This is a genomic window from Neisseria sp. HMSC15G01 (assembly GCF_001808255.1).
GTDB classification, from domain to species: domain Bacteria; phylum Pseudomonadota; class Gammaproteobacteria; order Burkholderiales; family Neisseriaceae; genus Neisseria; species Neisseria subflava_A.
In genome coordinates this window covers 133,143-159,052 of the sequence record NZ_KV792669.1, presented here as the reverse complement: position 1 = coordinate 159,052, position 25,910 = coordinate 133,143, and the positions used below count along the sequence as shown (strand labels likewise).

The window sequence follows — 25,910 nt, the reverse complement described above, 5'->3', positions numbered from 1 at the left end:
TAAAAAAGGCCGTCTGAACATTCAGACGGCCTTTGTATTTGATGGTAAAACGTTTTATTTGCCGATACAGAAGCGCGAGAAAATCACGCCCAGCAAATCGTCGGCGGTAAATTCGCCGGTGATTTCGCTGCACGCGTTTTGGGCGAGGCGAAGGTGTTCGGCGAAAAGCTCGATTTGGTTGTTGTTGCAGAGGGCGGCGTTTTCCAGCTCGGCTTCGGCTTCGTGCAGGGCGTTGAGGTGGCGGCTGCGGGCGAGGAACAGGCTTTCGCTTTCGCCCTGCCAGCCGACTTCCTGCAACAGCGCGTGTTTGAGTAAGTCGAGACCCGCGCCGGTTTTGGCGGACAGGCTGATAACGGTGTCCGCGCCGGTTTGCGCGATGCCGTCTGAACGCACGGCGACGGGTTCGCCGGTTAGGTCGGCTTTGTTGTGGATTTCGATTTTTTTCAAACCTTCGGGCAGGCTGTTCAAAATGGCTTGGGTTTTGGCGTTCACACCTTCGCGCGGGTCAATCAGAATCAGGGCGACATCGGCTTCGGAGACGGCTTTGCGGCTGCGCTCAATGCCGATTTGTTCGACCACGTCGTCGGTTTCGCGCAGGCCGGCGGTGTCGATGATGTGGACGGGCACGCCGTCGAGGGTGATTTGTTCGCGCACGGTGTCGCGGGTGGTGCCGGCGATGTCGGTTACAATGGCGATGTCGTCACCAGCCAAGGCGTTGAGCAGGCTGGATTTGCCGACGTTGGGTGCGCCGACGAGGACGACGTTCATGCCTTCGCGCAAAATCGCGCCTTGTTCCGCGCTGGCGAGGACGGTTTTCAGACGGCCTTGCAGGGCTTGGAGCTTGCCGCGCGCGTCGGCGGCTTCGAGAAAGTCGATGTCTTCTTCGGGAAAGTCCAGCGTGGCTTCAACCAGCATCCGCAGGGTAATAAGGTCGTCCACCAGCTCGTGTATGTGTTGGGAAAACGCGCCTTTGAGCGAACGCAACGCCATGCGTGCGGCGGACTTGCTGGAGGCGTCGATGAGGTCGGCGACGCTTTCGGCTTGGGCAAGGTCGAGTTTGTTGTTGAGGAAGGCGCGTTTGGTAAATTCGCCCGGCTCCGCCATGCGCGCGCCCAGTTCGAGGCAGCGCGAAAGCAGCATATCCATTACCACAGGGCCGCCGTGTCCCTGCAATTCAATCACGTCTTCACCGGTAAAGCTGGCAGGGGCGGCGAAGTAGAGCAGGATGCCGTTGTCTATCGGCTGCCCGTCGCCGCCTAGAAAGTCGGTGTAAAGTGCGGTACGCGGTTTGGGCGTTTTGCCGCCGCTGAGGGTTTGCGCCAAAGGCAGCAGGTTTTTGCCGGAAAGACGGATCACGCCGACGCCGCCGCGTCCGGGTGCGGTGGCGATGGCGGCGATGGTGGGTTGGGTTGCGGACATGAGAACTCGCGTATATATAAATTTAATGTGCCTATTATAGCAAAAGGCCGTCTGAAACTTTGGGTTTCAGACGGCCTTTAAATTAAGACGATTAAACGGCGACGGTAAAGCGCTCAAACAAATGCGCTTTGTTTTCCACATCGTCGGCGATGGCGACTGCCAAATCGGCCACGCTGATGCCTGCCGGAATTTCACCCTCCATCAGCAAATCGTCTTTGCCCAAACGGTATTTGCCGGTTTTGTCTTCGCTGAAACCGCCGGTCGCACCCAGTCGTGCAGGAGGGGAAACGAAAGACCAGTTCACGTCGCGGCGCGGCAGGAGTTCTGCCAAGAGATGGCGTGCGGCATTGGCACCGTCGAAAATTTCTTTTGGGAAGTCAGGCGTATCGATAACTTGCAAACCGGGTGCCACATACAGGCTGCCCGCGCCGCCGACGACCAACAAATAAGGCACTTGCGCTGCTTTTGCCGCTTCGACGATGCTGTTTGCGCCGCGTGTGAAATCCGCGCCGATGTTCGGATTGGTCCAGCCCGGGTTGAACGCGCTGACCACGGCATCAAAACCGGCCAGTTTGTCGGCAAAATCTGCTGCGTTGACATCTGCGGAGACTGCGGCAACATTTTGCGCTTGGAATACTTTGTCCGTATTGCGGGCGAAAGCGGTCACTTCATGACCGCGGCCTGCCAATTCTTGAACGACTGCGTTGCCGACATAACCTGTTGCACCGATAACTGCGATTTTCATGTTTGACTCCTTGTGGGGATGTGATTGATTAGATGAGTGCATTGTAAGGCCGTCTGAAACGCTTGATAATCCCTGTTTTGCTGTTATGATTGTGAAGTTGAACTACATAATCAGTCGAAATGCAAGACATCAAACCCCTGCTCGTTTTCGCCGCTGTCCTCGAACACGGCAGCATGAACGCCGCCGCTGCCGCGCTGGGCATGACGCCGTCGGCGGTCAGTCAGCACATCAACCGCCTCGAAACCCTGCACGGCATCAAGCTGTTAAACCGCAGTACGCGCAGTCTTGCGCCGACCGATGCCGGCCGCGCCTTGGGCGAATACTGCCGCCGCCTCGCCGCCACGCTTGCCGATACGCGTACCGTTATCGACAATCTGAAAACCGAGCCCGTCGGCGAATTGCGGATTTCCCTGACGTCTACGGTCATCGAATCCCGCGCTTTTCAGACGGCCTTTTCGCGCTTGCAAACCGAGTTCCCTAAAATCCGTCCTATCCTTAATTTCAGCGATACCTTGGACGACCTGCAACACAATCAGACCGACATCGCCATACGCGGCGGCGACCGTGCTTTGGACGATCCCAATCTGGTCGCGCACCATCTCGTGACTTGGCCGTACATCATTTGCGCCGCGCCGGATTATCTTGACCGGCATCCGCCCATTACCCATCCCTCTCAGCTTCATGCACACCGCTGGCTGCATCTTTTACCTGTCCGCACGACCTTGCAAAATGGTGAAGAAAGCTATTTCCTCGACATCGCCGACAGCATTGCCTGTACGCATCTTGCCGCCGTGTGTAACCTGACCGAAAGCGGATTTGGTTTGTCTTTGCAGGTGGGCGGCGAAGTGAGGGAGAAAATTGCACAAGGCCGTCTGAAAGCGGTTTTGCCTGAATGGACATTGCCGCCGGTCAGCCTTTATTTGGTAACGCCTTATCGTGTGCAGTCTGCCAAAACCGAGGTTGCCGTGCGCATTTTTACCGAGAGTTTTGCCAAGGAAGGGGATTTATGAACGCGGAAAATTGGAGCGTTTACCTGATTTTGTGCGAAAACGGCGCGTTTTATTGCGGCATCAGCAACCATCCGCAAGAGCGGTTTACGGCGCACTTGTCAGGAAAAGGTGCGAAATACACGCGTTTGAACAAGCCTGTCGAGATGCGCATCGTTTCAGACGGCCTGAACAAGAGTGAAGCGCTAAAACGGGAAATCGGGATTAAGAAATTGACGGTAGAGCAGAAGCGGGGATTGTGGGCTGAAGCTGAAACAATGATAAAAGACTAATGGCGGCAATGGATTAAATTGTAGTCGGGATATGAATAACCACATAAATAGGTAAGCCTGCTGGTGTCTTTTGGCATGGCCAAGCAGCAAATGTTTATTAACATGATTCAAAAAGGCCGTCTGAAATCTGATTGGGGTTCAGACGGCCTTTTTTAGGACAAGAGTCGGTTTAATGCTCATGGTATTATATGGAAATCTTGTAAAAAGTTGAATTTAAAAAGAAACTTTACAAAATTAAGAGGATAACTGTTTGAACAATAAAATGAAAATTATTACGCTAAATGACAAATGGGCGTAAATTTCTATCTGAGTAGAGGTGTGGTGTCAATATGTTTTTCCTGTTTTTGTGACAAAATCTGATTTATGCCAATATTTATTATAGTGTAGGTCGAACGGATTAGTTTATATGCTAGAATTTTTAAGCTGTTTATATAAAACAGTGATTTAAACTAAAACTAAGGAAAGACAGAACATGAACAAATTACTGATTGCCGTAATGATGATGGCTGGTTTGACAGCTTGTTCCCAAGAGGCTAAACAGGAGACTCAAGAGGCTGCTCAAGCCGTTGCATCTGATGTTAAAAACGAAGTTGCTTCTGCTGCCGATGCTGTTGCGTCTGCCGCTCAAGAAGCTGCCGATAAAGTCGAAGCCGCTGCCAGCAAAGCAGAGGAAGCCGCTAAACCTGAAGAAGCTGCCAAGCCTGAAGAGAAAACCGAAGCGCCTGCCGCTGACGCCAAGCCTGCCGAATCCGCCAAAGTGGACGGCAAAGCTGTTTTTGAAGCGAACTGTAAAGCATGCCACAGCGGCTTGATTCCCGGCGCTCCGGCCGTAGGCAAAAAAGAAGACTGGGCGCCTCGCATTAAACAAGGCAAAGACACCTTGCACAAACACGCCCTCGAAGGCTTCCAAGCCATGCCTGCCAAAGGCGGCAACGGCAGCTTAAGCGACGACGAAGTGAAAGCCGCAGTTGATTACATGGCCAACGAATCCGGCGCTAAATTCTAAATCATGCAGATTGAAACGCACCTTGCTACAAGGTGCGTTTTTTATGGGCAGACGGATGAAAGTTGAAATAGGGCCGATAAACAGGCAAAGGCCGTCTGAAACATTTTATTTTGAAGCACAATCGGCTAAAATCAGGAGAATGATTTTATGCAGGAGCAAACCATGAGCAATCAACACGACAACGTAGATGCCGGCGAAATCGCCAAGTTCAGCCAAATCGCCGACAAATGGTGGGATAAAAACGGCGAATTCAAGCCCCTGCATGACATCAATCCCTTGCGCCTCGACTATATCGACGGCTATGCCGGATTGGCAGGCAAACGCGTGCTGGATGTAGGTTGCGGCGGCGGTATTTTGTCGGAAAGCATGGCCAAACGCGGCGCAGAACACGTTACCGGCATCGATATGGCGGAAAAATCCCTGCAAACCGCCGCTGCCCATGCGGCCAGCCAACACGTTGCCAATATTGATTACCGCTGCATCCGCGTCGAAGACCTCGCCGCCGAGCAGCCGCACAGCTTCGACGTGGTAACGTGTATGGAAATGATGGAACACGTTCCCGATCCGTCCGCCATCGTTCAAGCCTGCGCGAAACTGGTCAAACCCGACGGCATGGTGTTTTTCTCTACCATCAACCGCAATCCCAAATCTTATCTGCATCTGATTGTCGGCGCGGAATATCTGTTGAAATTCGTCCCCAAAGGCACGCACGACTGGAAAAAATTCATCACGCCGGCAGAACTCGCGCGCATGTGCCGCCAAGCCGGATTGGATACCGTCGGCAGCAAGGGCATGACCTATAATTTGTTGAGCGGCCGTTATTCCTTGTGCGACTCGACCGAGGTTAACTATATGGTGACCTGTCGTCCGGCGTAAGGTTACACGGATAAAGCACACGGGCTTGCCCGATATTTGGAACACTATGTCGAAAGCAGCTTGATTCAAATATCGGTAAGGCAAATCAGGCCGTCTGAAAAGAAAAAAGGCATGTGCGATACATGCCTTTTTTGTATGTGCAGAGAGGTTGTCACTCTTATTCCGTCCAAGACGAATACGGATGTTTGCTCAAATACGCATTGGTGAATTTACCGTCTGCCGTGATTTCCTTGCCCAGCCAAGACGGTTTGGGAAACTCGGTATCTTCAGACGGCAATTCGATTTCCGCCACAATCAATGGTGCATTGTCGCCGAAATATTCGTCGATTTCATACACAAAGCCTTTAAATTCGACCCGATAGCGGTATTTTTCCATTTTAAACGGGCACATGTCCGCCATCATCGCCTGCGCGTGAGCCAGCGGAATTTCGTATTCAAACTCGCTGCGCGTCATGTCGGAAATATAGCCTTTCAGGGTCAGCCAGGCTTGCGAACCGATAATCCGCACGCGGATGGTGCACTCTTTTTCCACGCTCAGATAGCCCTGTTGCAACACCAGCGGCTCGCTTGCCGCTTCGCGCCAACTGTCATCCGCCAGCAAAAAGCGGCGTTCGATTTCGACCGTCATGAATTCTTTCCTTATTTACCAAACAGGCCGTCTGAAGATTAAAACGGCTTGAAAACCACCATATAAAGCGCGGCCACCATCATCAATACGGGGAGTTCGTTGAATACCCGATACCAGCGGTGCGAATACACATTGCTGCCGTTCTGGAAACGGCGCAGCAGCAGGCCGCAATAAAGCTGGTAGGCCAAGAGCAGCAGGCCGCACAATAATTTAACCGCCAGCCAGCCGTTGCCCCACCAATTGTTTACAAACCCGATGGCCGCGCCAAATATCAGTGTTCCCCAGCCCAAAGGCGACATAAAGCGGTACAGCCGCCGCGACATATCCGTCAGCCGTACATATTCCACGCTGCCGGGTTCCAATTGTGCCAGATTCACATAAATCCGCGGCAGATAAAACAGTCCCGCAAACCAAGAAATCACAAAAAACGCATGCAGCAGCTTAAACCACAAATACATTTCAGACGGCCTCAACACCTAAAACCGTTATTTTATCCGCAATGTGGCCTGAGCCAAAACAAAATAGTCAAAACAATCCGACAGGGTGCGTCGCAACAATGTGTTGTAGGCATGATTTTACCCAAAAACCAAATTGTAAATTTCGCAATAATATGCAAGTTGGGATATGCACGATGCAAAAAACTTGTTAAAATCCTATGCTATTTAATTATAAAAACATTATGGACGGAAAACATGAAACAATTCGAAATCAGCAACAGCGTCAGGAAAGCGCTTAGCAACTACCTAAATACGCACAATCTAAACCTCAAAGCCGCCATGGACAACGAAACAACCAATGGCGAAGTCGCGGCCATCGTTCACGCAGGATTGCCGGCGATGATTCGGAAAATCTATTCTTTGGAAAAAATGAAAACCTTTTTCTGGACGAAAAAAGATTTGATGATGGAATTTATCAATATGCGCTTGGACGCCGGCGATAAAAAGGGTAAAAACTAATTTTAGCGATGGGAGGGGGAGATAGAAGTTTGAAATCTGGACTTCTGTTTTCTCGAAAATCTTGTTAGGGACAGGGTGTACTTATTGTTCCTAATAAGTTTTGACAACCGAAAGGCCGTCTGAAATTCAAATGATAGGGCATGGGAACATGCCCTGTTTTTATGGGCGGCTTGTCCGCATTGGGAAAATATTGAGCTTGGCAATCGTTGCGGCGTTCTGCGCTGAGTGGTTTTATCGGCTGAATATTTTTATTATTTGTTTTGCTGAACATATTGAATGGATTATAAAAAGGCCGTCTGAAACATTTCAGACGGCCTTTGGTGTTGAATCAGCAATTAAAACGGCGGATTTTCAAATCAAGCTGCGTTGTCGAAACCGCTGTGGCGGAGCAGGGCATCCAGGCTTGGTTCGCGGCCGCGGAAGGCTTTGAAGGATTCGGCTGCACTGCGCGAACCGCCGACGGCCAGTATTTCTTTCCAGAAGCGGCGGCCGGTTTCGGCCACATCGTCGCTTTCTTCAAACGCTGCGTAAGCGTCTGCACTCAAAACTTCCGCCCATGCGTAGCTGTAATAGCCTGCGGAGTAGCCGCCGGCGAAGATGTGGCTGAAGCTCAAGGCAAAGCGGTTGTATGCCGGCGGTTGGGTCACGGCGACTTCTTGACGCACTTTGTCCAAGATTTGCGGCCATTCTTTCAGACGGCCTTCATCTTCCTGATGATAGATTTCCATGTCGAAGAGGGCAAATTCCATTTGACGGACGAGGAACATACCGCGTTGGAAGTTTTTGGCCGCGTGCATTTTGTTGAACAGCTCTTTCGGCAATACCGCGCCGGTTTCTTCGTGCGAGGACATTTGCGCCAATACGTCGTATTCCCAAACGAAGTTTTCCATGAATTGGCTAGGCAGCTCGACCGCGTCCCATTCGACGCCGTTGATGCCGGATACGCCCACTTCGTCAACTTGGGTCAACAAGTGGTGCAGGCCGTGGCCGGTTTCGTGGAAGAGGGTGATGATTTCGTCGTGGCTCAAACGCGCCTCTTTGTCGCCGACCGGCGGGGTAAAGTTGCAGACGAGGTAGGCAGTCGGCAGTTGCAGCGTACCGTCGGCGAAACGGCGGCGGCTTTTGTAGCCGTCCATCCATGCGCCGCCGCGTTTGCCTTCGCGTGCGTACAAGTCCATGTAAATGCCGCCGATGGTTTGGCCGTCTTGTTTCAGCTCGAAATAGCGCACGTCTTTGTGCCAAACGGGGACGGTTTTTTCAGCCAGCTCGATGCCGTAGAGTTTTTTGATTTGGTCAAACAGGCCTGCCAATACTTTGCTGATAGGGAAGTATTTTTTCACTTCGGTTTCGCTGAAGGCGTATTTGGCTTGGCGCAGTTTTTCGGCGGCGTAGCTCAAATCCCAAGATTGCGGATCTTCGATATTCAGGCTCTCGCGTGCAAAGGCTTTGATTTCGGCAAAGTCTTTTTCGGCAAATGGTTTTGCGCGGCGGGCAAGGTCGTGCAGGAAGTTTAGAACCTGTTCGGGCGTATCCGCCATTTTGGTTGCCAGTGACAGCTCGGCGTAGGTTTTGAAGCCGAGCAGTTTGGCGGTTTTCAGCGCGTTTGCAAGCGTTTGTTCGACGTTGGCCGTGTTGTCGAATTTGCCTTCGTCAGACAATTCGCTGGCACGGGTAACGTAGGCGCGGTAGATTTGTTCGCGCAATTCGCGGTTGTCGGCGTATTGGATAACGGCGAGGTAGTGCGGAATCTGCAGGCCGATTTTGTAGCCTGTTTTGCCTTCGCTTTGCGCGGCGGCGGCAAACATGGCGATGGAGTCTTCAGGAATGCCGGCAAGCGGCGCGGCATCGTCAAAGTAAATGCCGAAAGCGTCGGTCGCGTCTTGGACGTTTTGTGCGAATTTGGCACCCAGTTGCGCGCCTTCGGTTTGCAGTTGCGCCAGTTCTGCCTGCTGTTCGGGCGGTAATTCGGCACCGCTGAGGACGAAATCGCGCAAGTCGTGGTTGAGCTTGGTTTGCTGCGCAGGGGAGAGGGTGTCGAATTCGGCAGAATTTTTGATGATTTTGAAGCGGTTGTACAACTCGATGTCTTGACCGATTTCGGTAAAGAAAATGGTGATTTCAGGCATCAATTCGTTGTATACGGCACGCAGCTCGGGCGTATCGACCACGGAATTGAGATGGGAAACCACGCTCCAAATGCGGCCGACGCGTTCGGTAATGTCAGTCAGTTTTTCGACGGTGTTGGCCCAGTCGGTGTGCGTTTGCGCTTTGATGGCGGCGATTTGTTCGCGTGCTTCGGCAATGGCGGTTTGCAGGGCGGGTTTGATGTCTTCGGTTTTGATTTGGTCGAAACGGGGTTCTTCGCCCAAGTGGAGCAGGACGTTGTCGCTCATATGGTTTCTCCTGAATAAGATGGATTCAGACGGCCTTGTGGCCGTCTGAAAAGAAAACGATAGGCGTTATATGGTGGCAGACAGATAGAATTAAAGTGTCTTGTCTGCCTGTCGGCCAATTTTATTCTGCGCCGCGCGGATTGGCGTGCAATGGCGCAGCCAGTTCGAGGCGCATTGGTGTGCCTTTCGGGGCAAATACGGCATTGGCAACATTGGTTTGCAGGGATTCGGCAAACGAGCCGCGATACACTTTTGCACCTTGGTGGGTCAGGTTGGATTGTACATCGACGTACACTTCGCCGCCGATTTGACGCCAGAGGTGGCAGAAGGTGTAATCTTCGGACAGGTAGCGTTTGCTTTTCGGATCAACCATGCCGTCGAAGAAGCGGTAGTGTAGGCCTTTGTCTTCTCTGTTGTAGTCACTGTCGGAGATGTAGTTCAACTCGGGGTAGGCTGCCATCATTTTTTCAAATACGCTGCGCTTGATAACCATAAAGCCGGTTGGCGCGTCATGGACTTTCATAAAACCGTCTTCATCGACTTTCAGTACGATTTCACCGTTTTCATTTTTTTCGCTGGTGTTGACGGTATAAGAAGTGTACATGCGCTCGAAGTCGGCTTGAGTCGTGCCGGCCGGAACACCTTCTTCAGGCCAGTTGTCGCGTTTGAGCGGGTAAATGCCTGCCACAACGTCTTTGTCGGCCAAAAGCAGACGGTAGAATGAATCGGGAGAGAAGCCGATGTCGGAGTCAATCCAAAATAAATGCGTCCATTCTTTGTTTTCTAAGAATGTGGCCACGCAGTTGTTGCGCGCGCGCGTAATCAGGCTTTCGCCGCGCTGCATCATCACTTGAAGCGGTAGGCCGTGTGCGGCATTGGTGTGGACGATGTTCAGAAGTGAGAGGGTGTAGTTGTGGAAATATTTGCCGTCATGGCTGGGGGTCATGATTACAGGGTACATTTCGGCAAGGGCTGATTCGGGCAACATGAGTTTTCCTTATTGTTGATTATAAATTTGGGTATTGTAAGTGATTTGATAGTATATATAAACTGGACTATTTTAATTTATTGATTAATTGGCATTGCGTGCGTAAGAATTCGTCCAAAACCGCCTGTTGGATTTCCAAGCGTTTGGCTACGGGCGAGGCAAAGCGCACGATGATGTTATACACCTTGTCATCATGTGGCACACGGGATACACGCGGCTGGGCGGCGGGCGTGATAAACAATTTTTGGGTTTGCACGTTTTCCAAATGCTGCTTGATGGCAGGGACATAAGGCTCGCACAATGGCTCAAGAACATCTTTCAGACGGCCGATGATTTCGTCCGAATCCAAATGAATCGGTACGGGAATTTCCACCGTATGAATTACATAATCGCCCAAAATATTGTCGCGGCGCACGGTGTGGCTCAGAAGCAGGCTGTTGGGAAACGAGAGTGTTTTGCCGGAAAGCTGGCCAATCAACGGATTGGGGCCGATTTGCATCATCAGCGTGTTCAGCATATTGATATCGACCACCCGTCCGCGCAGGCCGTTGATTTCGATGTAGTCGCCGATGGAATATTGTTTGGTTACCGAGCGCAGGATGCTGCCGGACAAACACATAATCAATTCTTTGGTCGCCACCACAATTGCCGCAGCTACCGCAAACATCGACAACGCCAAAGTTTGAATCTGCGCCGCCCAAATCATCGCCAGCCCGAACAAGAGCAGCAGCATGGTGATGTTGCGACTGACCACCAGCGAACGGCGTTTGTTTTCGATGCTCAAATCCGGATGGCTGCGAAAATGAGCCGAGAGCAAAATGCTGCGCCCGGCAATGACGGCCACAATCATCACCATCGACATCAAAGCCGATTTGATGATTTCTTCACTGACAGGCAAAGCGTTCAGCCATTCCTGTATGGTGTTCCACATAATGCTGTTTCCTTTCCCTTTTTAGGCCGTCTGAAAACCCACGCGTTCAAAAATTTCTGCCGCACACACTTCCGATACTGCAAACAAAGTTGCCACGCTACCCAAAGCCCGTTGTGCTGCCACGCTCAAATCATCACGGCATACTTCGCCCAGCCACTCAACAGGCCGCACCAGCGACATTTTCTCATCGTCCCATTGCGGACAATGTACTGCGCCGCCTGTAATCCTGCCGATCCGATAACGGCGCAGGGCAGGCGAGTAGGTCAGTACGGCATCTCCATCGGCCAACTCGTTGGAAAACCGCCACATCTGAGCCGCACCCGATTGCGCTGTTCTCAATTTCACATCCGGCACGGCCGAACGGTAAATATCCGTCAGTTTCTCACGGCCAAAACCCTTGGCCGCCGCTTCGGCCAGCATGGGCCAGGCCAACGCCGCCACACCGCGTTCAAAAAATACATCATAAAGCGCACCTTGCGTGCTGCGAACCATATAAAGTCTGGCTTGTTTTCCCATTGCAGTACCTGTTTGTTTGAAGAACCCATCCCTTTGTTTCCATGTTACCTGTTACGGCTGAAAAATTCGATATTTTACATTGCCGGAAGGGTTTGAAGTTCTCGCTGAAAATAAATGAATTATAGATGAAAGGCCGTCTGAAAAATAAAATAGGCTTATATATCAACAGATGATATATCGTAACAATATATTAATAACTGTAAAATTTTTTACGTTTGTATCAAAAAAAGATAAAATGAAAGAATCAATCGCGAAAGATTGCTATTCACTGAACATTAGGAGAGAAAAAATGACCTGCAAAACCCACGAACATCATGACCACGTTCACGGCGCAAACTGCGGCCACACTGCCATCCAACACGAAGGCCACGTCGATTATCTGCACGACGGCCACCTGCACCATGAGCACAACGGCCACTACGACGAGCATGCTCTGAGTGTCAATAAAACCAACCCTGACGGCTGCCATCCGGTTGACACCTGCCACGGCCACATTCACGGCGAAGGTTGCGGCCACGAAGCTGTACCGCACGGCGATCACGTCGACTACATCGTCAACGGCCGTCTGCATCACCAACACGGCGATCACTGCGACGACCACGGCCCGGTTGAAATCGTTAAATAAAACTGTTTTTCAGACGGCCTTTGATATGGGGCTTCTATAGAAAAAGGGGGTGTATTTTCCCCCCCCCCTTTTTTTGTGGGCTATCTTTTCCTATTAGCCAAAGTCTCTTGCAATAAACTTTTCAGATAATCTCTCTATACAATAAGGTCGTCTGAAAGCCTCAATCCGTATTTGATTTATGTTTTTAAAGCGCTTTTTAAATTAAAGGCCGTCTGAACGTGTAGTTTCAGACGGCCTTTAGTCTTACCAATTCACACGAACTGCCCTGCTGCCGAGCAATGTTTCCAGTTCGTCAAACAAGGCGGTGCTTGGCGTTACAATCCATTTGGGCGCAATTTTCAATTTACCCGATGCTTTGCCGTTGCTGTACGATAGTTGCAGCGGGATGTGCGACGTGTCGGGCAGGCGGTGTGTAGTGAGGATGGCGGCGAGGCGCGTGATGTCGTGGCCGGGGGCGAGGGCGAGGCTGAGGCTGCGGGCGTAGCGTTCGCGCGCCATTTGCAGGGTCATGACTTGGTTTGCCATGATGCGCAGTCCGTCGCCGCCGCCGTAGTCGTCGCGGCTGACTTTGGATTCGATAATCAGCACTTGGTCGGATTTGAGGTAGTCTGCGCAGTTTTCCAGCGTGTGGCCGCTGACCATGATTTCAATCTGTCCGCTCAAATCTTCGAGGCTGACGAAGGCGATTTTGCCGCGTTTGCCCATCATGGTGCGCACGGCGGTAACGAACCCGGCGAGGCGCACGCTGTCTTGCGGTTTCAGACGGCCTAATTTGGTCGGGGCGATTTGGCGGACTTCTTGGGCATAAGGGCCGAACGGGTGGCCGGAGAGGTAGAAGCCGATGACGGTTTTTTCTTCGGCGAGTTTTTCCGATTCGCTCCACATGGGGGCATCGACGAGCTGCACCGGTTCGATGGCGTCTTCCATCATGTCGAAAAGCCCGCCCTGATTGGCGTTGGCGGCTTTTTGGTCGGCGTTGTTCATGGCAAGGTCGATGTTCGCCAAGAGCATGGCGCGGTTGGGTTCGATGCTGTCGAACGCGCCGCCGCGTATCAGGGCTTCGAGGGTGCGGCGGTTCATGTGTTCTTTGCCGACGCGCTCGCAGAAGTTCAAGAGGCCGGTAAACTTGCCGCCGCTTTGCCGCGCGGCGATGATGGATTCGACGGCGGCTTCGCCCGTGCCTTTAATCGCGCCGAGTGCGTAGCGGATTTTCATGTTCGGATACGGCGTGAAGCGGTAGTCGGATTCGTTGATGTCGGGCGGCAGGAACTCGATGCCGTTGGCGCGGCAGTCGTCGTAGAAATGTTTGAGCTGGTCGGTATTGTCCAATTCAGACGACATGGTTGCCGCCATAAATTCGGCGGGATAGTGGGCTTTGAGCCATGCGGTCTGATAGGAAATCAGGGCGTAGGCGGCGGCGTGGGATTTGTTGAAACCGTAGCCGGCGAATTTTTCCATGTAGTTGAAGATTTCGTCGGATTTTTCGCGCGAAATACCTTGTTTTGCCGCGCCTTCGGCGAAGATTTCGCGGTGTTTCACCATTTCTTCAGGCTTTTTCTTACCCATGGCGCGGCGCAGCAAGTCCGCGCCGCCGAGCGAGTAACCGCCGATAATCTGCGCCGCCTGCATCACTTGTTCCTGATACACCATAATGCCGTAGGTCGGCGCGAGGATGCCTTCGAGCAGCGGATGGATGTATTGGAATTCTTGGCCTTTCATACGCGCGACGAAGTCGGGAATGTTGTCCATCGGGCCGGGACGGTAGAGCGATACGAAGGCGATGAGTTCTTCAAACTTGGTCGTATGCGCCGTTTTCAGCATTTTTTTCATGCCGGTCGACTCAAACTGGAAGACGGCGGTGGTGTTCGCATCGCGGAAGATTTGGTAGGCGGCCTGGTCGTCAAGCGGAATCTTGCCGACATCGACGATATCGCCGGTGGTGCTTTTGATGTTGTTCTGCGCCATTTCGATAATGGTCAGGTTGCGCAGACCCAAAAAGTCGAATTTCACCAAACCCACGTCTTCCACGTCGCCCTTGTCGTACATGGATACGGGCGAGGCGGATTCGTCCGCCTGATACACGGGGCTGTAATCGGAAATCTTGCCCGGCGCAATTAACACGCCACCCGCGTGCATACCCAGACCGCGCGTCAGGTCTTCCAGCTTTTTCGCCAGCGTAATCAGTTCGTCCGCTTCTTCTGCTTCAATTAATTCCTGAATTTGCGGCTCGGCCTCCATGGCTTTTTCCAAACTCAGGGGTTTGTTGGCTTCCAACGGAATCAGCTTGGACAGTTTGTCGCACAGCATAAACGGCAGTTCCAGCACGCGTCCCACGTCGCGGATGACCGCTTTGGACGACATCGTGCCGAAGGTAACAATCTGGCTGACCGCTTCCGCGCCGTATTTTTCGCGCACATATTCAATCACGCGGCCACGGTTTGCCTGACAGAAGTCAACGTCAAAGTCAGGCATGGAGACGCGTTCAGGGTTTAAGAAACGTTCAAACAGTAGCGCGTATTTGAGCGGATCAAGGTCGGTAATCTTCAATGAATACGCCACCAGCGAGCCTGCACCCGAACCACGGCCCGGCCCGACCGGACAGCCGTGCGTTTTCGCCCAGTTGATAAAGTCTTGTACAATAAGGAAATAGCCGGGGAATTCCATCTGGATGATGATGTTCAGCTCAAAATCCAAACGTTCTTGATATTCCGGCATTTTTGCCGCACGCTCCGCCTCGTCGGGATAAAGCTGAACCATGCGTTCCTGCAAACCCTCGTTGGACAGCTTCACCAAATAATCGTCCAGCGACAGACCGTCCGGAGTAGGGAAGAGCGGTAGGAAGTTTTTGCCCAGTGTGATGTGCAGATTGCAGCATTTGGCAATTTCCACCGTGTTTTCCAAGGCTTCGGGCAAGTCGGCGAAACGTTCCAGCATCGTTTCCGGCGGAATGAAAAACTGGCTCGGCGTAAAATCGCGCGGACGTTTCTTGTCCGTCAGTACCCAGCCGCCCGCGATGCACACCCGCGCTTCGTGTGCGTTAAAATCATCGCGGCTCATAAACTGCGTCGGATGCGTCGCTACCACCGGCAAACCCAACTCCTCCGCCAGCTTCACGCTGCCCGAAACGCAAGCCTCCCATTCGGGGCGTTCGGGCAGGCGTTGCAGCTCCAGATAAAACGCATCGGGAAACCACGCCGCATACTTCAACGCCGCCGCACGCGCCGCGTCTTCATTGCCGTTTAAGAGATTCACGCCCACTTCGCCGTAATGCGCGCCGCTCAAACAAATTAAGCCGCTGTTGTCGCCGTTTTCCAGCCATTCGGGATTGAGTTCCGCATGATGGATATTACGGTCTTTGCCGACATAAGCCGCCGTCAAAAGCTCGCTCAAGCGCAGATAGCCCGCATCGTTGCGGATAATCAGCATGGCGCGGAACGGCTTGTCGGGTGCATTCGGATTGCCTATCCATACGTCCGCCGCACCGATGGGCTTAATCCCCGCGCCGCGGCAGGCTTTATAGAATTTCACCAAACCGAATTCGTTCATCAAATCACTGATACCCAAAGCAGGCAAACCGTATTCCTGCGCTTTGGCGATCAGTTTTTTAATCCGCACCATACCGTCGGTAATCGAAAACTCGGTATGCAGGCGCAGGGGGATATAGGTCGGCTCGGTCATGGCAAAATCGGCGGAAAAAGAAAAGCTGTATTGTAGCAGGGTTGACAAAGGCCGTCTGAAAACGAGCGCAGCGAGTTTCGCTAAAATTAAGCGTAGCAAGTTTTATCAGAATGAATAAAACAGGAGGAGGATTTTCTTTCAGACGGCCATGTTAAAATATCGCCATCATTGAAAAGGATTGAATTATGGAAGCCACCGTCTATCTTGAAGACAACGAATACATCGCCTTATGCGACCTGTTGAAACTGGCCGGACTTGCCGAAAGCGGCGGACAGGCAAAAGCGTTTATCGCCGAAGGGCTGGTGTTGCGCAACGGCGAAACCGAAACGCGTAAAACCGCCAAAATACGCGGCGGCGAAGTGATTGAGTTTGACGGTGCGCGCTTGGAAATCGCCGATGGATACGACCCTGAAGAATAAAGCCGAAGCCATCTTGGGCGAGCCGCTTTTAGACGAACCTATCCGCCCCGAGTCGTGGGAGTGTTGCGGCAGCGAGTGCGGCGATGCCTGTATTCAGACAATGTATTGGGCGGAAAAATCCCGATATGATGCGCAACAGCGGAAGTTGAAAGAAGCAGGTTTGGTGGACGGCGAAGATGGTGCAAAGGCCGTCTGAAAATGGTTTGGTTGAATAGAAACCGCATATCTTTGAGAATCTTACTGATATATCGTTATGGCGTTTTGAGTTTTCGATAAGAAAAAAGCGCAATAAAAAAGGGTATGTGCATACATACCCCTTGAAAGTAAGATAGAAAACGGCATGATAGAAAAACAAATGACGGAATAAGATTTGCGGTTGGTCAATTCATCTTATTCCGCCTTGTTTTACAATCACTCAGGCGATGTTTCGCCTGCAAGATTCTCGATTTCTTCGCGATGCGCGTCAAACCATGAGCCGACCACTTGATTGACTTCGTCCATACCTTGTTTTTTCAGGCTGGAGAACAGTTGAACGCTGATTTTTTGGCGCTCGGTGTAGGGTTTAAGTGATTTTTTTACCGACGCCAACGTTTTAATCTGATCGTTTTTAGACAGTTTGTCTGCTTTTGACAGCAGGATATGCACAGGACGGCCGGTGATGTGGAAAAAGTCCAGCATTTGAATGTCTAAAGCTTTGAGCGGATGGCGCGAGTCCATAATCAGAATCAGGCCGATCAGCTGGCGGCGTTGTTGCAGGTAGTCGCCCAAGAGTTTGACCCAGTGCGCACGGATGGCCTCCGGTACTTGCGCGTAGCCGTAGCCGGGCAAGTCGACCATGAAATTGCCGTTTTCCAGCTCAAAGAAATTGATGTGTTGGGTGCGGCCCGGTGTTTTGGAAACATAGGCAAGGCGCACGTGATTGGTTAAGGTATTGATGGCGCTGGATTTGCCGGCATTGCTTCGGCCGACAAAGGCAATCTCGGCTGGCGTGTCGGGCAGGTCTTTCAGATGGTTGACCGTTGTAAAGAATTTGGCGTTTTGAAAAAGGTTCATCAGGATTTCCTTACATGGAAACAAAACTGCAACATCATAATTTGTATCGGGCATTTATGTTGCAGCAGTTTGGTAATTTGAGTAGTAATTTAATGTAAACTTGGTATAGAATAGCACGTTTATAGAATTATCGGTTTTAATCGGGAAAATTCCCCGGTATTTGAGAATAAAAAGGGCATTGACGCGGTACGCAATGCTGTAATCAGGAGCACTCCATGAAACGATTGACTTTATTGGCCTTGGTATTGGCTGCCGGTGCGGTTTCCGCTGCCCCTAAAGCAGATGCTGAAAAAGGCAAACAGGTAGCGACTACTATCTGTGCGGCGTGTCACGCAGCCGATGGTAACAGCGGTATCGCAACTTATCCTAAACTGGCAGGTCAGGCTGCGGCCTACACCTACGGTCAAACCATGGCCATCAAAGACGGTACCCGTACGCACGGTGCTGCCGGCGTAATGAAACCGATGGTGATGAACTTGTCCGAACAAGACATCCGCGACGCTGCCGCCTACTATGCTAAACAACAAGGCAAACCGGGCGAAGCCAATCCTAAAGAAAACCCAGAGCTGGGCGCGAAAATCTATCGCGGCGGCCTGAGCGCTAAAAAACTGCCGGCATGTATGTCTTGCCACGGTCCTAGCGGCGCAGGTATCCCTGGCGGCGGTACTGAAATCCAAGCCTATCCTCGTCTGGGCGGCCAGCACAAAGCTTACGTTGTCGAGCAAATGAAAGCTTACCAATCCGGCCAACGCAAAAACGCCATCATGGCCGATATTGCCAACCGCCTGAGCGAAGAAGAGTTGAACGCAGTAGCCAACTTTATCCAAGGTTTGCACTAATTTCGTTTTGAAACGAGCTTATTGATACAGGCCGTCTGAAAACCCTTCAGACGGCCTTAGCCAATATAGGCCGATAAGCCTGATTGTTTTTTTCAAATAGCGACAGCAAGATTTTTACTACAATATGCAGTATTCTTCCTTTCGCATCACACGTCATTGCAGTCCGTTCCATCGGATCGGGTTGCCCCAAGCCGACATTTGAGACATGAGTAAATCTTCATCATCCGTCCCACTCATCCGCAGACCGTGGTTTGCCTTTTTCAGCTCCATGCGTTTTGCCGTCGCCCTGCTCAGCCTGTTGGGCGTGGCTTCGATTATCGGTACGGTCTTGCAGCAAAACCAGCCACAAGTCGATTATTTGGTGAAATTCGGCCCGTTTTGGTCGCAGATTTTCGGCTTTTTGGGCCTGTACGACGTATACGCCTCGGCGTGGTTCGTTGTCATCATGATGTTTTTGGTGATTTCCACCGGATTGTGCCTGATTCGCAATGTTCCGCCGTTTTTGCGCGAGATTCGTTCGTTCCGTGAAAACGCGAAGGAAAAATCGCTGGCGGCAATGCGCCATTCCATCGTTTTAGTCGGACAGGTGACGCCTGAAGTCGCGCAACGATATTTGGAAGTGCAGGGCTACGGCTGCAAAACTGTTACGCGTGAAGACAGCTCGGTTTTGGTGGCGGCGAAAAAAGGCGCGATGAACAAATGGGGCTATATCTTTGCCCATGCCGCGCTTATTGTGATTTGTTTGGGCGGTTTGATAGACAGCAATATCCTGCTGAAAATCGGTATGCTTACCGGCCAAGTCGTGCCGGACAATACGGCGGTTTATGCCAAAGACTTTAAGCCCGAAAGCGTGTTGGGAGAATCCAACCTGTCGTTTAGGGGCAACGTCAATATCGCGGAAGGGCAGAGCGCGGACGTGGTGTTTCTGAATGCGGATAACGGCATGCTCGTGCAAGACTTACCGTTTTCCGTCAAATTGAAGAAATTCCATATTGATTTTTACGATACCGGTATGCCGCGTGATTTTGCTAGTGACTTGGAAGTAACGGACAAGGCGACCGGCAAAGTCAGCGAACACACCATCCGCGTCAACCATCCTTTGACGCTGCACGGTATTACAGTTTATCAGGCAAGTTTTGCCGACGGCGGCTCGGACTTGACGTTTAAAGCGTGGAATCTGGCTGATGCCGACCGCACTCCGGTCAAACTCAAAGCAACTTCCATGCGCGAGTTTCCGCTGGATTTGGGCAAGGCTTCTTATAAATTGGAATTCGACCAGTTTACTTCGATGAACGTCGAAGACATGAGCGAGCCGTCTGAAAAAGAGCAAAACCTGAAATCCGCCCTCAACGATGTTCGCTCCGTTCGTCAGGAAGGCAAAAAATACACCAATATAGGCCCGTCTATCGTTTACCGCATCCGCGACAAAGCAGGGCAGGCGGTCGAATATAAAAACTATATGTTGCCGGTAAAACAAGATGAAGACTATTTCTTCATTACCGGCACTCGCAGCGGCTTGGCGCAGCAATATCGTTGGTTGCGCATTCCGATGGATAAAAACGGCCAAATCGACACCTTTATGGCTTTGCGCCAATATCTGAAAGATGATGCGGCACGCCGTAAAACCGTTGCTAATGCCGTTAAAGGCGCGCCTGCCGAAATCCGTGAGCAATTCATGGCAGCGGCGGAAAACACTTTGTCGATTTTTGCCAAAGGCGGCTATTTGGCTTTGGACGAATTTGTTACCACCAATATTCCGAAAGAGCAGCAGGAAAAAATGCAGGGCTATTTCTATGAGATGCTCTATGGCGTGATGAATGCCGCTTTGGAAGATACGATCAGCACATACAATCTGCCGGCTTGGACACAAGATGAAAAACGCAACCGCTTCCTGCTGCACGCAATGGATGCTTACACCGGTTTGACCGAATATCCCGCGCCAATGATGCTGCAACTGGAAAGTTTTGCCGAAGTACGCTCTTCCGGTTTGCAGATGACTCGCTCGCCGGGCGCATTCTTGGTGTATTTGGGTTCGGTATTGCTGGTGTTGGGTACGGTGTTTATGTTCTATATTCGTGAAAAACGTGCTTGGCTGCTGTTTTCAGACGGCCGTATCCGTTTTGCCATGTCTTCCAGCCGCAACGAACGCGACTTGCAGAAAGAATTTCCGCAACACACACGGCAATTGCAGCAGCTTGCCAAGGATTTGAACCATGAATAACAAACATCAGGCTTTGCCCGAGCATGAGCTTCTGACACACAAATCATTTATCCGAAACCTCAACCTTTTCGACTGGGCATTCGCGCTGCTGATTGCAGTCGGTGCGTTTATTGCCCAAACCCAGTCCGGTCTGCATATGGACATCTACGAAATGGTGATTTTGTGGGCGAGTGCCGGTATTGCCGTTTTTCTGGGTTGGTTTTTCAAACCGATGCGCTGGTTTATCCCTTTGGGCGTGTGCTTGGCGTATTTGGCCGTTGATTTGTATGGCGGCAACATCAAACACGCAGACGGCTTCCTGCTCAAATACCTGTTAAGCAGCCAGTCGGCGATTATGTGGCAATGCGCGTTTGTGTTCTTCGCCTTGTTTGCCTATATCGTCGGTGCGATAGCGGCGGTGCGCAAAAATGTGCCGTCCAATACGCTTTTGGGCATGGGTACCGTGTTTGCATGGGTTTCCGCGATGGCGGGCTTTGTCGGTTTGCTGGTGCGCTGGCATGAAAGCTATCTGCTGCGTCCCGATGCCGGCCATATTCCGGTCTCCAACCTTTACGAAGTATTCATCTTGTTCTTGGTTATTACGGCGCTGATGTACCTCTATTACGAAGGTCGTTTTGCCGTACAAAAACTGGGCGGCTTCGTGTTCAGCTTTATGGCGATTGTGGTCGGATTTGTCTTGTGGTACAGCGTTTCACGCGAGGCGCATACCATCCAGCCGCTGATCCCTGCTTTGCAGTCTTGGTGGATGAAAATCCACGTTCCGGCCAACTTTATCGGCTACGGCGCATTCTGTATCGCCGCCATGTTGGGTATTGCCGAACTGCTGGCACTCAGAAAAGAAGATGCAGGCAAAAAATCATGGCTGCCGCACTCGCAAGTCATTGAAGAAGTGATGTACAAAGCGATTGCCGTCGGTTTCCTGTTCTTCACGATTGCCACCATTCTCGGCGCATTGTGGGCGGCTGACGCGTGGGGCCGCTATTGGAGCTGGGACCCGAAAGAAACTTGGGCATTCATCGTTTGGCTGAATTACGCGGTCTGGTTGCATTTGCGGCTGGTGGCAGGCTGGCGCGGCAAAGTGTTGGCTTGGTGGGCGGTCATCGGCCTGGTCATTACCGCCTTTGCCTTTATCGGCGTGAATATGTTCTTGAGCGGCCTGCACTCTTACGGCACTTTGTAAACCGCTTATTCCGCACTTTATTTCAGACGGCCTTTTTCCGTTTTCGGAGAAAACGCCGTCTGAATCGTTTTTAATCATTTTTTCAGACGGCCTCAAACCATGTTGGTATTAGGAATTGAATCATCTTGCGACGAAACCGGCGTTGCGCTCTACGATACCGAGCGCGGCCTGTTGGCGCATCATTTGCACACACAAATGGCGATGCACGCCGAATACGGCGGAGTTGTCCCCGAATTGGCCAGCCGCGACCATATCCGCCGTGTTGTGCCGTTGACGCAAGGTTGCTTGAAGGAAGCAGGCGTAGGCTATGCCGATATTGACGCGGTTGCCTTTACGCAAGGTCCGGGCTTGGGTGGCGCATTACTGGCCGGTTCAGGCTTCGCCAACGCTTTGGCATTTGCCATCGGCAAGCCCATTATCCCTGTCCACCATCTTGAAGGCCATTTGCTCTCGCCCTTGTTGGCAGACGATAAGCCTGAATTTCCATTTGTCGCTTTGCTGGTGTCGGGCGGACATACGCAATTTATGGCTGTACGCGGTATCGGTGATTACACCTTGCTGGGCGAGAGTGTGGATGATGCGACAGGCGAGGCATTTGATAAAACGGCCAAGCTCTTGGGCCTGCCTTATCCCGGCGGTGCCAAATTATCCGAGCTGGCCAAACTCGGCACGCCTGATGCTTTCACATTCCCACGCCCCATGCTCCATTCGCACGATTTGCAGATGAGCTTTTCCGGTTTGAAAACAGCCGTTTTGACCGCTGTCGAAAAAGTCCGCGCCGAAACCGGCAGCGATGAAATTCCGGAACAAACACGCAACGATATTTGCCGCGCCTTCCAAGATGCAGTGGTTGACGTATTGGCGGCCAAAGCCAAAAAAGCGTTGTTGGATACCGGCTTCAGAACTTTGGTGGTTGCCGGCGGCGTGGGTGCAAACTGGAAACTGCGTGATGAATTTTCGCGCTTAACCGTCAAAGTGCCGTCTGAAAAAGGCAAACCCAAACCGCAGGAAGAAAAAATCAATGTTTATTTTCCGCCGATGGCATACTGTACCGACAACGGCGCAATGATTGCCTTTGCCGGCGCGATGCGTCTTGCCGAGCGTCAGGCTGTCAGTGCATTCAATGTTAAGCCGCGCTGGCCGCTGTCGGATATTGTGAAGCAGGGCTGATGTATTAGACTGCTTCGATGCAATGAAAGGCCGTCTGAAAACCTGAAGATATGGTTTTCAGACGGCCTTTAATGAAACGGATGTTTGCGGTAAAACTTCATTCAAAAAGATGAGTAATTTTTTCATCCGTTTTTTCTACAATATTAACTTTGATTGATTGCAAAAGGCCGTCTGAAATGACGAATTTATCCAAAGGTTTGCTGGCTGCGATAGCGTCCAATTTGTTGTTTGCCATGCTGTTTCTGTACGGCGTATGGATGCAGCCGATGAGTGGCACAGAAATTTTCGCGTGGCGTATGGTGGCGATGTTGTCGGCTTTATGCGTGCTGATGACGATGGTCAACGGTTGGCGGGCGGCGGCGCGGTTTGCGAGCAATATCGGCCGCGATTGGAAGCGGTGGCTATTGATTGTATTGCCGACGCCGATATTTGCCAGCCAGTTGTGGCTGTTTGTCTGGGGGCCGGTCAACGGGGAAGGGGTAAACATCGCCATGGGTTATTTCCTGTTTCCTTTGGCGATGATGCTGGGTGGACGGATTTGGTTTAAAGAGCGTTTAAACCGATTGCAGACGGTTGCCGTTGCGTTGGCGTGTGCAGGCGTGGCATGTGAATTGGTACGGTCGGGTGCGTTTTCGTGGACGACTGTATGGGTGTTCGGCACCTATCCGTTTTATTATCTGCCACGCCGAAAACTGGGTGTGCCTTCTTTAATCGGTCTGACTTTTGATTTGATGATGATTACGCCATTTGCGTTGGCGTATATTATATTTGCAACGGATACGCCGGCGATGATTGCGGCCAAACCGGTTTTAATTTTCTTTATTGTGTTGCTAGGCTTCAATAGCGCAATATCTATGCATTTGAATTTGAAGGCGAGTCAGTTGTTGCAGGTTGCGGTGTTCGGCATGTTGAGCTATTTGGAGCCTGTATTGCTTTTTATTGTGTCGATTGTATGGCTGGGTGAGCCGGTGCAAAAAGGCGCATTGATCGGCTATGGCCTGATTTGGTCGGGATTGTGCGTGATGATTGTCAATGGCTTGTTGGGAATGAAGAAAGAAAAGAAATTGGCTAAAGCTTGATGATAGATTAAGGCCGTCTGAAAACTGAGTTGGTCAATATTTTCAGACGGCCTTTGATATTGAAAGGGACGTATCGGATACGCCCCTTTTGTTTTACCAGCTTTGGGCGACACGGTCGGCTTCTTGCAGGCGTTCGACTGTGCCGACGTCCAACCAAAGGCCGTTGTGGTGTTCGCCGCTGATTTGGCTTTGGCTCATGGCTTGACGCAACAGAGGGGCAAGTTTGGCAGCCTGATGCGCCGGGGTATCTTTGAAAAGTGCGGGATGATAAACGCCCACGCCGCTGAAAGTCAGGGCTTGGCCGTCTGCAGATGAGGCGGATACCAGGCCGTCTGAAAGCAGGCCGAAGTCGCCTTCGGGATGGTGGGGTGGATTGTCCACCAGCCATAAATGGGAGAGAAGGTTGTGTTCCTGCATACGCTGGGCAGCCAGTCGTGCAGCTTGGAAATCAATGTCAGTCAACACATCGCCATTGACGACCAAAAACGGCTCGTCGCCCAAAAGAGGCAGGGCGGTGGCAATGCCACCGGCGGTTTCCAGGCCTCCGGCGAGTTCTGGAGAATAGGCAATGCGTACGCCGTAGTCCGAACCGTCTTTCAAGGTATCTTCGATTTGTTGGCCAAGCCAGGCATGGTTGATGACGATTTCAGTGAAACCGGCTTGTTGCAGGCGGCGCAAGTGCCAGCCGATAAGCGGCGTGCCTGCTACTTCGAGTAAGGGTTTGGGCGTGTGGTCGGTCAGCGGGCGCATGCGTTCGCCGCGACCGGCGGCCAATATCATTGCTTTCATGGGTGTGCCTATAATGTGTGAAACAGAAAAAGTCTCAGGCCGTCTGAAACATCGGTTTCATTTTTCAGACGGCCTGAGACCTTTATTTATGCCAAAGATTTGAATTGCCTACGAAAATACAGCAATGCCGGTGCCTGCGTGTCGGTATTGCGGATTTCGTTGAGCTGAACGAAAAAGACGTAATGCGTGCCGATTTCGCGTTGATCGACAATGCTGCCGTGCAGGTGCGCCAGCGCACCTTCGACTTCAAGCTGTCCGGTTTGTCCCCTGTGCCAAATATGGTATTCGAAGCGTTCTTCGGGCGAGAGGTCGGTCAGTCCGGCAAAGTGTTCAGCAACATCCTGTTGGCTGTCGTTGAGCGTGTTGATGCACAAGTCACGGTTGCCTTGCAGGATGGGAATGATGGCGGATTGGCGGTTGATGCACAGCATGACCGTCGGCGGCTCGTCGGTAACGGCAGTTACGGCAGTCATAGTAATGCCATAGCGTCCCGTTTCGCCGTCTGTCGTGATAATGTGTACGCCGGCGGCACAGGAGGCCATGGCATCTCGAAATGGTCTCTTGAGTGTGTGTGTTGAGTCTGTCATCCGGCTTTCTTTATTTTAATGCCTGCTCGATTTTTGCCAGCTCTGCCAAGAGTTCTTTGAGTTGTGCCATTTTTTCTTTGGACAGAACTTTTTCAATCGCATCGTAGCGTTCGTCAACCAATGCACCGATGGATTCATAGAGTTTCTCACCTTCGGGCGTTAGTTTCAGATAAACACGGCGTTGGTCGTTGGAAGGCTTCAGGCGAACGGCCAAACCTGCTTTTTCCAGGCGAGTCAGAATGCCGGTCAGGCTGGGGCGAAGGATGCAGGCCTGATTGGCCAAATCTTGAAAGTCGAGTGTGCCGTTTTCCGCTAAGAGCCGGATGATACGCCATTGCTGGTCAGTAATATTGGCTTGGTTCAGAATAGGGCGGAATTGGGTCATCAATGCTTCCCGTGCCTGAATCAGACCGATATTGATAGATGCATGTTTAGATTGGTTGGGCATTACTAAGTCTCCGGTGTTATCAAAAATCAAACCGTTGAAGCGTGAGGTAGATTGATAAAGGTGAATATTGCTGTTTTAAGGCTGC

The 25,910-nt window shown here is 51.6% G+C and carries 26 protein-coding genes; 13 read left to right on the top strand and 13 right to left on the bottom strand.

Features of this window, described 5'->3' with window-relative positions:
• Positions 1-54 precede the first annotated feature (54 nt).
• Both mnmE and HMPREF3139_RS03445 read right to left on the bottom strand, forming a co-directional pair.
• Positions 55-1,419 (bottom strand): tRNA uridine-5-carboxymethylaminomethyl(34) synthesis GTPase MnmE, encoded by a 1,365-nt coding sequence (gene mnmE / locus HMPREF3139_RS03450; RefSeq protein ID WP_070460526.1) that lies wholly within the window; start codon positions 1,417-1,419, stop codon positions 55-57.
• 91 nt (positions 1,420-1,510) lie between these two features.
• Entirely contained in the window at positions 1,511-2,164 is a 654-nt protein-coding gene (locus HMPREF3139_RS03445) for an NAD(P)-dependent oxidoreductase (protein ID WP_070460524.1), read from the bottom strand.
• Positions 2,165-2,283: 119 nt separating this feature from the next.
• Between HMPREF3139_RS03445 and HMPREF3139_RS03440 the strand changes: the two genes are divergently transcribed.
• The 4 genes from HMPREF3139_RS03440 to ubiG all read left to right on the top strand — a co-directional run bounded on the left by HMPREF3139_RS03440 (position 2,284) and on the right by ubiG (position 5,325).
• Positions 2,284-3,174, top strand: coding sequence for a LysR family transcriptional regulator (locus HMPREF3139_RS03440; RefSeq protein ID WP_070460521.1), 891 nt, complete (start codon positions 2,284-2,286; stop codon positions 3,172-3,174).
• On the top strand, positions 3,171-3,443 hold the full coding sequence (locus tag HMPREF3139_RS03435; RefSeq protein WP_070460519.1) for a GIY-YIG nuclease family protein: 273 nt from the start codon (positions 3,171-3,173) through the stop codon (positions 3,441-3,443). Before HMPREF3139_RS03440 ends, HMPREF3139_RS03435 begins: the two co-directional genes overlap by 4 nt.
• Before the next feature lie 472 nt (positions 3,444-3,915).
• Entirely contained in the window at positions 3,916-4,449 is a 534-nt protein-coding gene (locus HMPREF3139_RS03430) for a c-type cytochrome (RefSeq protein WP_070460517.1), read from the top strand.
• Positions 4,450-4,611: 162 nt separating this feature from the next.
• The gene (ubiG, locus tag HMPREF3139_RS03425) at positions 4,612-5,325 is read left to right on the top strand and encodes a bifunctional 2-polyprenyl-6-hydroxyphenol methylase/3-demethylubiquinol 3-O-methyltransferase UbiG (RefSeq protein WP_199900385.1); all 714 of its coding nucleotides are present in this window, start codon (positions 4,612-4,614) and stop codon (positions 5,323-5,325) included.
• A 157-nt stretch (positions 5,326-5,482) separates the two neighbouring features.
• Here the strand turns inward: ubiG and HMPREF3139_RS03420 are convergent, their stop codons facing one another.
• Both HMPREF3139_RS03420 and HMPREF3139_RS03415 read right to left on the bottom strand, forming a co-directional pair.
• The gene (locus HMPREF3139_RS03420; protein WP_070460513.1) at positions 5,483-5,953 is read right to left on the bottom strand and encodes a CYTH domain-containing protein; all 471 of its coding nucleotides are present in this window, start codon (positions 5,951-5,953) and stop codon (positions 5,483-5,485) included.
• A 38-nt stretch (positions 5,954-5,991) separates the two neighbouring features.
• A complete protein-coding gene (locus HMPREF3139_RS03415; protein WP_070460511.1) occupies positions 5,992-6,411 on the bottom strand; it encodes a CopD family protein in 420 nt (139 codons plus the stop codon).
• 234 nt (positions 6,412-6,645) lie between these two features.
• Between HMPREF3139_RS03415 and HMPREF3139_RS03410 the strand changes: the two genes are divergently transcribed.
• Positions 6,646-6,909 (top strand): hypothetical protein, encoded by a 264-nt coding sequence (locus HMPREF3139_RS03410; RefSeq protein ID WP_070460509.1) that lies wholly within the window; start codon positions 6,646-6,648, stop codon positions 6,907-6,909.
• A 356-nt stretch (positions 6,910-7,265) separates the two neighbouring features.
• Here HMPREF3139_RS03410 and HMPREF3139_RS03405 read toward each other — a convergent pair whose 3' ends face one another.
• From HMPREF3139_RS03405 to HMPREF3139_RS03390, 4 genes are all read right to left on the bottom strand, one after another.
• Complete coding sequence (locus HMPREF3139_RS03405; protein WP_070460507.1) at positions 7,266-9,302, bottom strand: M3 family metallopeptidase; 2,037 nt, start codon at positions 9,300-9,302, stop codon at positions 7,266-7,268.
• 121 nt (positions 9,303-9,423) lie between these two features.
• Positions 9,424-10,290: a hypothetical protein gene (locus tag HMPREF3139_RS03400; protein WP_070460506.1), complete on the bottom strand. Its 867-nt coding sequence runs from the start codon at positions 10,288-10,290 to the stop codon at positions 9,424-9,426.
• Between the two features lie 67 nt (positions 10,291-10,357).
• Positions 10,358-11,221 carry a mechanosensitive ion channel family protein gene (locus HMPREF3139_RS03395; protein WP_070460504.1) on the bottom strand — a complete coding sequence of 288 codons (864 nt, stop codon included), beginning with the start codon at positions 11,219-11,221 and terminating at the stop codon, positions 10,358-10,360.
• Between the two features lie 21 nt (positions 11,222-11,242).
• Positions 11,243-11,737 (bottom strand): restriction endonuclease, encoded by a 495-nt coding sequence (locus HMPREF3139_RS03390; RefSeq protein ID WP_070460502.1) that lies wholly within the window; start codon positions 11,735-11,737, stop codon positions 11,243-11,245.
• Between the two features lie 289 nt (positions 11,738-12,026).
• Between HMPREF3139_RS03390 and HMPREF3139_RS03385 the strand changes: the two genes are divergently transcribed.
• Positions 12,027-12,362: a hypothetical protein gene (locus HMPREF3139_RS03385; RefSeq protein WP_070460500.1), complete on the top strand. Its 336-nt coding sequence runs from the start codon at positions 12,027-12,029 to the stop codon at positions 12,360-12,362.
• A 243-nt stretch (positions 12,363-12,605) separates the two neighbouring features.
• Here HMPREF3139_RS03385 and dnaE read toward each other — a convergent pair whose 3' ends face one another.
• Positions 12,606-16,040, bottom strand: a complete 3,435-nt coding sequence (dnaE, locus tag HMPREF3139_RS03380; RefSeq protein WP_070460636.1) for a DNA polymerase III subunit alpha — start codon at positions 16,038-16,040, stop codon at positions 12,606-12,608.
• 185 nt (positions 16,041-16,225) lie between these two features.
• Here dnaE and HMPREF3139_RS03375 point away from each other — a divergent pair, with 185 nt between their 5' ends.
• The gene (locus HMPREF3139_RS03375) at positions 16,226-16,459 is read left to right on the top strand and encodes an RNA-binding S4 domain-containing protein (RefSeq protein ID WP_002221492.1); all 234 of its coding nucleotides are present in this window, start codon (positions 16,226-16,228) and stop codon (positions 16,457-16,459) included.
• Positions 16,437-16,655 (top strand): hypothetical protein, encoded by a 219-nt coding sequence (locus HMPREF3139_RS03370; protein ID WP_070460499.1) that lies wholly within the window; start codon positions 16,437-16,439, stop codon positions 16,653-16,655. Before HMPREF3139_RS03375 ends, HMPREF3139_RS03370 begins: the two co-directional genes overlap by 23 nt.
• 215 nt (positions 16,656-16,870) lie before the next feature.
• On the opposite strand, the gene yihA is transcribed toward HMPREF3139_RS03370, so the two are convergent.
• Positions 16,871-17,512, bottom strand: coding sequence for a ribosome biogenesis GTP-binding protein YihA/YsxC (yihA, locus tag HMPREF3139_RS03365; protein WP_070460497.1), 642 nt, complete (start codon positions 17,510-17,512; stop codon positions 16,871-16,873).
• 215 nt (positions 17,513-17,727) lie between these two features.
• On the opposite strand from yihA, the gene HMPREF3139_RS03360 reads away from it, so the two are divergent.
• From HMPREF3139_RS03360 to rarD, 5 genes are all read left to right on the top strand, one after another.
• Positions 17,728-18,351 carry a c-type cytochrome gene (locus HMPREF3139_RS03360; protein WP_003684518.1) on the top strand — a complete coding sequence of 208 codons (624 nt, stop codon included), beginning with the start codon at positions 17,728-17,730 and terminating at the stop codon, positions 18,349-18,351.
• Between the two features lie 268 nt (positions 18,352-18,619).
• Positions 18,620-20,572 (top strand): cytochrome c biogenesis protein ResB, encoded by a 1,953-nt coding sequence (locus HMPREF3139_RS03355; protein ID WP_070460495.1) that lies wholly within the window; start codon positions 18,620-18,622, stop codon positions 20,570-20,572.
• Entirely contained in the window at positions 20,565-21,752 is a 1,188-nt protein-coding gene (gene ccsB, locus HMPREF3139_RS03350) for a c-type cytochrome biogenesis protein CcsB (RefSeq protein WP_070460493.1), read from the top strand. Before HMPREF3139_RS03355 ends, ccsB begins: the two co-directional genes overlap by 8 nt.
• Positions 21,753-21,851: 99 nt before the next feature.
• Positions 21,852-22,922, top strand: coding sequence for a tRNA (adenosine(37)-N6)-threonylcarbamoyltransferase complex transferase subunit TsaD (tsaD, locus tag HMPREF3139_RS03345; protein ID WP_070460491.1), 1,071 nt, complete (start codon positions 21,852-21,854; stop codon positions 22,920-22,922).
• Positions 22,923-23,098: 176 nt separating this feature from the next.
• On the top strand, positions 23,099-24,001 hold the full coding sequence (rarD, locus tag HMPREF3139_RS03340) for an EamA family transporter RarD (RefSeq protein ID WP_070460489.1): 903 nt from the start codon (positions 23,099-23,101) through the stop codon (positions 23,999-24,001).
• 93 nt (positions 24,002-24,094) lie between these two features.
• Here the strand turns inward: rarD and murU are convergent, their stop codons facing one another.
• The 3 genes from murU to hpaR all read right to left on the bottom strand — a co-directional run bounded on the left by murU (position 24,095) and on the right by hpaR (position 25,825).
• Positions 24,095-24,790: an N-acetylmuramate alpha-1-phosphate uridylyltransferase MurU gene (murU, locus tag HMPREF3139_RS03335; protein ID WP_070460487.1), complete on the bottom strand. Its 696-nt coding sequence runs from the start codon at positions 24,788-24,790 to the stop codon at positions 24,095-24,097.
• An 86-nt stretch (positions 24,791-24,876) separates the two neighbouring features.
• Positions 24,877-25,377 (bottom strand): 4-hydroxyphenylacetate 3-monooxygenase, reductase component, encoded by a 501-nt coding sequence (gene hpaC, locus HMPREF3139_RS03330; RefSeq protein ID WP_070460485.1) that lies wholly within the window; start codon positions 25,375-25,377, stop codon positions 24,877-24,879.
• Positions 25,378-25,387: 10 nt separating this feature from the next.
• Positions 25,388-25,825 (bottom strand): homoprotocatechuate degradation operon regulator HpaR, encoded by a 438-nt coding sequence (hpaR, locus tag HMPREF3139_RS03325; protein ID WP_003684610.1) that lies wholly within the window; start codon positions 25,823-25,825, stop codon positions 25,388-25,390.
• Positions 25,826-25,910 lie beyond the last annotated feature (85 nt).

Excerpts from the sequence above, each read along its gene's own strand:
- mnmE (WP_070460526.1), bottom strand. The coding sequence starts at position 1,419 with ATGTCCGCAACCCAACCCACCATCGCCGCCATCGCCACCGCACCCGGA.
- HMPREF3139_RS03445 (WP_070460524.1), bottom strand. The coding sequence starts at position 2,164 with ATGAAAATCGCAGTTATCGGTGCAACAGGTTATGTCGGCAACGCAGTC.
- HMPREF3139_RS03440 (WP_070460521.1), top strand. The coding sequence starts at position 2,284 with ATGCAAGACATCAAACCCCTGCTCGTTTTCGCCGCTGTCCTCGAACAC.
- HMPREF3139_RS03435 (WP_070460519.1), top strand. The coding sequence starts at position 3,171 with ATGAACGCGGAAAATTGGAGCGTTTACCTGATTTTGTGCGAAAACGGC.
- HMPREF3139_RS03430 (WP_070460517.1), top strand. The coding sequence starts at position 3,916 with ATGAACAAATTACTGATTGCCGTAATGATGATGGCTGGTTTGACAGCT.
- ubiG (WP_199900385.1), top strand. The coding sequence starts at position 4,612 with ATGAGCAATCAACACGACAACGTAGATGCCGGCGAAATCGCCAAGTTC.
- HMPREF3139_RS03420 (WP_070460513.1), bottom strand. The coding sequence starts at position 5,953 with ATGACGGTCGAAATCGAACGCCGCTTTTTGCTGGCGGATGACAGTTGG.
- HMPREF3139_RS03415 (WP_070460511.1), bottom strand. The coding sequence starts at position 6,411 with ATGTATTTGTGGTTTAAGCTGCTGCATGCGTTTTTTGTGATTTCTTGG.
- HMPREF3139_RS03410 (WP_070460509.1), top strand. The coding sequence starts at position 6,646 with ATGAAACAATTCGAAATCAGCAACAGCGTCAGGAAAGCGCTTAGCAAC.
- HMPREF3139_RS03405 (WP_070460507.1), bottom strand. The coding sequence starts at position 9,302 with ATGAGCGACAACGTCCTGCTCCACTTGGGCGAAGAACCCCGTTTCGAC.
- HMPREF3139_RS03400 (WP_070460506.1), bottom strand. The coding sequence starts at position 10,290 with ATGTTGCCCGAATCAGCCCTTGCCGAAATGTACCCTGTAATCATGACC.
- HMPREF3139_RS03395 (WP_070460504.1), bottom strand. The coding sequence starts at position 11,221 with ATGTGGAACACCATACAGGAATGGCTGAACGCTTTGCCTGTCAGTGAA.
- HMPREF3139_RS03390 (WP_070460502.1), bottom strand. The coding sequence starts at position 11,737 with ATGGGAAAACAAGCCAGACTTTATATGGTTCGCAGCACGCAAGGTGCG.
- HMPREF3139_RS03385 (WP_070460500.1), top strand. The coding sequence starts at position 12,027 with ATGACCTGCAAAACCCACGAACATCATGACCACGTTCACGGCGCAAAC.
- dnaE (WP_070460636.1), bottom strand. The coding sequence starts at position 16,040 with ATGACCGAGCCGACCTATATCCCCCTGCGCCTGCATACCGAGTTTTCG.
- HMPREF3139_RS03375 (WP_002221492.1), top strand. The coding sequence starts at position 16,226 with ATGGAAGCCACCGTCTATCTTGAAGACAACGAATACATCGCCTTATGC.
- HMPREF3139_RS03370 (WP_070460499.1), top strand. The coding sequence starts at position 16,437 with ATGGATACGACCCTGAAGAATAAAGCCGAAGCCATCTTGGGCGAGCCG.
- yihA (WP_070460497.1), bottom strand. The coding sequence starts at position 17,512 with ATGAACCTTTTTCAAAACGCCAAATTCTTTACAACGGTCAACCATCTG.
- HMPREF3139_RS03360 (WP_003684518.1), top strand. The coding sequence starts at position 17,728 with ATGAAACGATTGACTTTATTGGCCTTGGTATTGGCTGCCGGTGCGGTT.
- HMPREF3139_RS03355 (WP_070460495.1), top strand. The coding sequence starts at position 18,620 with ATGCGTTTTGCCGTCGCCCTGCTCAGCCTGTTGGGCGTGGCTTCGATT.
- ccsB (WP_070460493.1), top strand. The coding sequence starts at position 20,565 with ATGAATAACAAACATCAGGCTTTGCCCGAGCATGAGCTTCTGACACAC.
- tsaD (WP_070460491.1), top strand. The coding sequence starts at position 21,852 with ATGTTGGTATTAGGAATTGAATCATCTTGCGACGAAACCGGCGTTGCG.
- rarD (WP_070460489.1), top strand. The coding sequence starts at position 23,099 with ATGACGAATTTATCCAAAGGTTTGCTGGCTGCGATAGCGTCCAATTTG.
- murU (WP_070460487.1), bottom strand. The coding sequence starts at position 24,790 with ATGAAAGCAATGATATTGGCCGCCGGTCGCGGCGAACGCATGCGCCCG.
- hpaC (WP_070460485.1), bottom strand. The coding sequence starts at position 25,377 with ATGACAGACTCAACACACACACTCAAGAGACCATTTCGAGATGCCATG.
- hpaR (WP_003684610.1), bottom strand. The coding sequence starts at position 25,825 with ATGCCCAACCAATCTAAACATGCATCTATCAATATCGGTCTGATTCAG.